The 4,222-nt window shown below is 46.7% G+C and carries 6 protein-coding genes and 1 pseudogene; 6 read left to right on the top strand and 1 reads right to left on the bottom strand.

Translation table 11 applies throughout. From position 1 onward, the window contains the following. Positions 1 to 206 (bottom strand): IgG-binding virulence factor TspB family protein (locus DFR77_RS12355; protein ID WP_371806989.1); only part of this gene is annotated, 206 nt, incomplete at its 3' end. 204 nt (positions 207 to 410) lie between these two features. Between DFR77_RS12355 and DFR77_RS12350 the strand changes: the two genes are divergently transcribed. The 6 genes and pseudogenes from DFR77_RS12350 to DFR77_RS12330 form a co-directional block, all read left to right on the top strand. Continuing rightward, a complete protein-coding gene (locus DFR77_RS12350) occupies positions 411 to 695 on the top strand; it encodes a DUF2523 domain-containing protein (protein WP_003689770.1) in 285 nt (94 codons plus the stop codon). Then, positions 696 to 1,883, top strand: coding sequence for a zonular occludens toxin family protein (locus DFR77_RS12345; protein WP_003689773.1), 1,188 nt, complete (start codon positions 696 to 698; stop codon positions 1,881 to 1,883). A 214-nt stretch (positions 1,884 to 2,097) separates the two neighbouring features. Continuing rightward, positions 2,098 to 3,042, top strand: a complete 945-nt coding sequence (locus DFR77_RS12340; RefSeq protein ID WP_003703478.1) for an IS110-like element ISNgo3 family transposase — start codon at positions 2,098 to 2,100, stop codon at positions 3,040 to 3,042. Between the two features lie 302 nt (positions 3,043 to 3,344). Continuing rightward, the gene (locus tag DFR77_RS12335) at positions 3,345 to 3,884 is read left to right on the top strand and encodes an NlpC/P60 family protein (RefSeq protein WP_017146875.1); all 540 of its coding nucleotides are present in this window, start codon (positions 3,345 to 3,347) and stop codon (positions 3,882 to 3,884) included. Next, positions 3,884 to 4,045: a hypothetical protein gene (locus tag DFR77_RS13545; protein ID WP_003693964.1), complete on the top strand. Its 162-nt coding sequence runs from the start codon at positions 3,884 to 3,886 to the stop codon at positions 4,043 to 4,045. Before DFR77_RS12335 ends, DFR77_RS13545 begins: the two co-directional genes overlap by 1 nt. Beyond that, positions 4,026 to 4,222 (top strand): annotated as a pseudogene (locus DFR77_RS12330) (hypothetical protein); the annotation flags it as partial. The gene DFR77_RS13545 and the pseudogene DFR77_RS12330, both read left to right, overlap by 20 nt.

The raw sequence follows: 4,222 nt of genomic DNA, 5'->3' as shown, positions 1-4,222 counted from the left end.
GCCTTTATGTATTTGTCGGGATCGGCATCGACTTTCAACGATAAAATCTCTTCCGGCTTTTTGGCATCCATTTCTTCTTTGTATTTCGGATTGCGGCCAAGGGAAAAAGAAGCCCCAGCTCTGAAATCATCACCTTTATTGACCGCACAACCTCCGCCGTTCCAATCAAATGTGCAACGATTTAAAACAAAATTATTCCAATCCAATTAAGCAACTTTAGCCAAAGGCAGGCGAAGCATCGCACTTTGCGGGCGAAGCCGCAAACAGCCGAGAAGCGCGGGGGGGGGATTGGCGATAAGCGCGAGGGGGTGTCCCCACAGCGCTGCCGCGCCGCGAATGCGGAGCAATCTTTCAGATTAAGAAACATTTGTTTAATGAGGCAAACGTGCCTTTTAAGAAAGGGAGAGCAAATGAAATTGTTGGCCGCATTGATTCCGCTCTTGATGAGCGTCGCAGGCCGTATATTGACTGCATTAGGCTTGATGGCTGTTACCTATGCGGGTGTAGATAGATTGGCAGCCCATTTTCAACAGGCGATAACCCATAGCATAACGGGCGCGCCTCAAGCAATGTTACAGCTTTTCTATATAAGCGGCGGTGGTACTGTTCTAAACATTCTTTTCGGCGCAATCGCCTTTATTCTGTCCTTTAAACAAATGACAAAACTCGCAACCTCAATCGGGAAGAAAAAATAAATGGCAGAAATCTGTTTGATAACCGGCACGCCCGGTTCAGGGAAAACATTAAAAATGGTTTCCATGATGGCAAACGATGAAATGTTTAAGCCAGATGAAAACGGCGTACGCCGTAAAGTATTTACGAACATCAAAGGTTTGAAGATACCGCACACCCACATAGAAACAGACGCAAAGAAGCTGCCGAAATCAACCGATGAACAGCTTTCGGCGCATGATATGTATGAATGGATCAAGAAGCCTGAAAACGTCGGCGCAATCGTTATTGTCGATGAGGCGCAAGACGTATGGCCCGCACGCTCCGCAGGTTCGAAAATCCCCGAAAACGTCCAATGGCTGAACACACACAGGCATCAGGGCATAGATATATTTGTATTGACACAAGGTCCTAAACTCTTAGATCAGAACTTGCGAACATTGGTTAAAAGACATTACCACATTGCGGCCAACAAAATGGGTTTGCGTACCCTGCTTGAATGGAAAGTATGCGCGGATGACCCGGTAAAAATGGCATCAAGTGCATTTTCCAGTATCTACACACTGGATAAAAAAGTTTATGACTTGTACGAATCCGCAGAAATTCACACGGTAAACAAAGTCAAGCGTTCAAAATGGTTTTATGCATTGCCCGTCATCATATTATTGATTCCGCTATTTGTCGGTTTGTCTTACAAAATGTTGGGCAGTTACGGAAAAAAACAGGAAGAACCCGCAGCACAAGAATCGGCGGCAACAGAACAGCAGGCAGTACTTCCGGATAAAACAGAAGGAGAATCGGTGAATAACGGAAACCTTACGGCAGATATGTTTGTTCCGACATTGCCCGAAAAACCCGAAAGCAAGCCGATTTATAACGGTGTAAGGCAGGTAAGGACCTTTGAATATATAGCAGGCTGTATAGAAGGCGGAAGAACCGGATGCACCTGCTATTCGCATCAAGGGACGGCATTGAAAGAAGTGACGGAGTTGATGTGCAAGGACTATGTAAAAAACGGCTTGCCGTTTAACCCATACAAAGAAGAAAGCCAAGGGCAGGAAGTTCAGCAAAGCGCGCAGCAACATTCGGACAGGGCGCAAGTTGCCACCTTGGGCGGAAAACCGCAGCAGAACCTAATGTACGACAATTGGGAAGAACGCGGGAAACCGTTTGAAGGAATCGGCGGGGGCGTGGTCGGATCGGCAAACTGAAGAAAACGGCAACAGAGAAAAAAGACCCGTAAACCGTTTGAATATAGACGGCTTACGGGTCTTTGTTTCGCGCAAAGCAAGGGCTAAGGCAGTCAGGCAGCAAATCCCGCAATGTATTAAAACAGACGCGTAGAAATGCCGGCTGCCTTTATCCATCCTCAAAATTGAATATCATCCTAGCCGTATCAAGGCTGTATAAATAAGGAAAATACCAATGAATATAATCGGGCCGGACATCTCAAAGGACACCATAGACGCAACATTGCATAAAACAAACGGAAGTATCCATTACATTAAATTTAAGAATAATGATGATGGATTAAAACAGTTTAGATTGTGGATAAAGGGAAACAGAATCAGAAAAGTCTATATCGGCATGGAGGCAACAGGCATCTATTACGAAAAGGCAGCAGATATGCTTTCTTCCTACTATACCGTTTACGTTATCAATCCCTTAAAAATCAAGGACTACGGAAAAAGCAGGTTTAACCGCACCAAAACCGACAAAGCAGATTCAAACCTGATAGCAGATTACATAAAAAGGCATCAAGATACATTGATACCGTATCAGATACCCAAAAACAAAGCACTGCAAAAACTGATTAATCTTAAAAACCAATTACAGCAACAGCAGAAGCAAATTAAAAACCGTCTTCATAGCACTGAAGAAGACTTCATAAGGAACATACATCAAGACTTGATAGATACCATACAGGACAAGATGGAACAGGTAAAAATAGCCATATCCGAACAAATCAAAAAACAAACGGACAATAACCATTACCGCAATCTTCAAACCATCCCGAGCATAGGCAAAGACACCGCATCAGTTCTTTATGCGCAACTGACAGAAAAACATTTTAAAACCGCAAACCAATTTGTATCCTATGCCGGATTAAGTCCCGCCATCATACAATCAGGGACAAGCGTAAGAGGTCGGGGCAGATTGAGCCGATACGGAAACAGACGATTAAAAAGTACGCTGTATATGCCCGCCCTTTGTGCTTACCGTTTTAACGCATTTCCGAAATTAATAAATAATCTGAAAAAAGCGGGTAAGCCAAAGATGGTAATTATCGTTGCCATCATGCGCAAACTGGCGAAGCCCGCCTATTACATTGTTAAAACCGGGCAGCCTTACGATGCGGAAAGACACTGATTGAATCAATAAAATTCAATAAAATTAAACAGTTATGCAAATATATCTTTGTAACCGTGCATTTGCATATCGTAAATAAACGTAAATAAAAATAACAATATAAATCAGCATGTTGCAACTTTGTTTTTTATTTTGTGTTGACGGGCAACATATCATCTGCGCGGAAAGTTACCGTATCGGCAAACGCGACTGAAAAAGACAGCGTGTTCGGCGATGCGGTGCACATTGTGATTGCGACTTAAAACATAGAACGAGTTGCCAACCCAAAGTTTACATCTCGTCTTTTACCGAAAGGATTAAAAATGACAGAATTACCGTGGATAGCCGAAGCGAGAAGGCACATCGGTTTGAAAGAAATTCCCGGCGCGAAACACAATCCGACGATTGTGCAATGGCTCAAAGAGACGGGCGGCTTCCCCGGCGCGGCAAAGTCTTGGTACTTTGAAGACGAAACGCCGTGGTGCGGCCTGTTTGTCGGACACTGCCTGGGCAAAGCGGGACGCGCGGTCATCAGGGACTGGTATCGCGCCAAAGCCTGGTCAATGTCGGGTTTGACGAAACTCGAAGCCCCCGCATACGGCTGCATCGCGGTCAAACCGCGCCGGGGCGGCGGACACGTGTTCTTCGTTGTCGGCAAAGACGCGGAAGGCAGAATCTTGGGCTTGGGCGGCAATCAGGGCAATATGGTATCCATCATCCCGTTTGACCCTGCGGACATTGACGGCTATTTCTGGCCGTCCAAGCTGATTGGCGGCAAACCTGTGCCTTCGTCCCCCGCCGAAGGGCGTTACCGGTTGACTGCCGCCGCCGCCACCGGCGCGCAAGGCGCGGGAGAGGCGTAATGATGAATCCTACCGAGTTTCTGAAAGCGCGTATCGCCGAATGGGAAGCCAAAAGCAAAGAGGCGGGCGGAAACGCCGATTTTAAAGCTTTTGAGTTTGCCGAAAGCGAAATCAAAAACTACAAAGCGATGTCGGAGGCCTATGAACAGCCTGCCGCTTAAAAACCCGAAGCTGATTGCGGTGTCGGTTTGCGCCGTGTTCGTTGCCGGCGCGTGGCAATACGACCGCGCCGCGCAATACCGGCGCGGATACGGTGCGGCGATGCTGGAGGTTTCGGAACGCCTCAAAGCCGCCGCGGTCGAACACGCCGAACACGCCCGCAAATCGTCCGCCGCGTA

Origin of the sequence: Neisseria gonorrhoeae (assembly GCF_003315235.1) — a bacterium.
GTDB classification, from domain to species: domain Bacteria; phylum Pseudomonadota; class Gammaproteobacteria; order Burkholderiales; family Neisseriaceae; genus Neisseria; species Neisseria gonorrhoeae.
The sequence above is the reverse complement of the archived record's forward strand: the minus strand, read 5'-3'. Positions and strand labels throughout refer to the sequence as shown.

What these genes read in the sequence shown, in the direction of transcription:
- DFR77_RS12340 (WP_003703478.1), top strand. Translation starts at nt 2,098, where the DNA reads ATGAATATAATCGGGCCGGACATCTCAAAGGACACCATAGACGCAACA.
- DFR77_RS12335 (WP_017146875.1), top strand. Translation starts at nt 3,345, where the DNA reads ATGACAGAATTACCGTGGATAGCCGAAGCGAGAAGGCACATCGGTTTG.
- DFR77_RS12350 (WP_003689770.1), top strand. Translation starts at nt 411, where the DNA reads ATGAAATTGTTGGCCGCATTGATTCCGCTCTTGATGAGCGTCGCAGGC.
- DFR77_RS13545 (WP_003693964.1), top strand. Translation starts at nt 3,884, where the DNA reads ATGATGAATCCTACCGAGTTTCTGAAAGCGCGTATCGCCGAATGGGAA.
- DFR77_RS12345 (WP_003689773.1), top strand. Translation starts at nt 696, where the DNA reads ATGGCAGAAATCTGTTTGATAACCGGCACGCCCGGTTCAGGGAAAACA.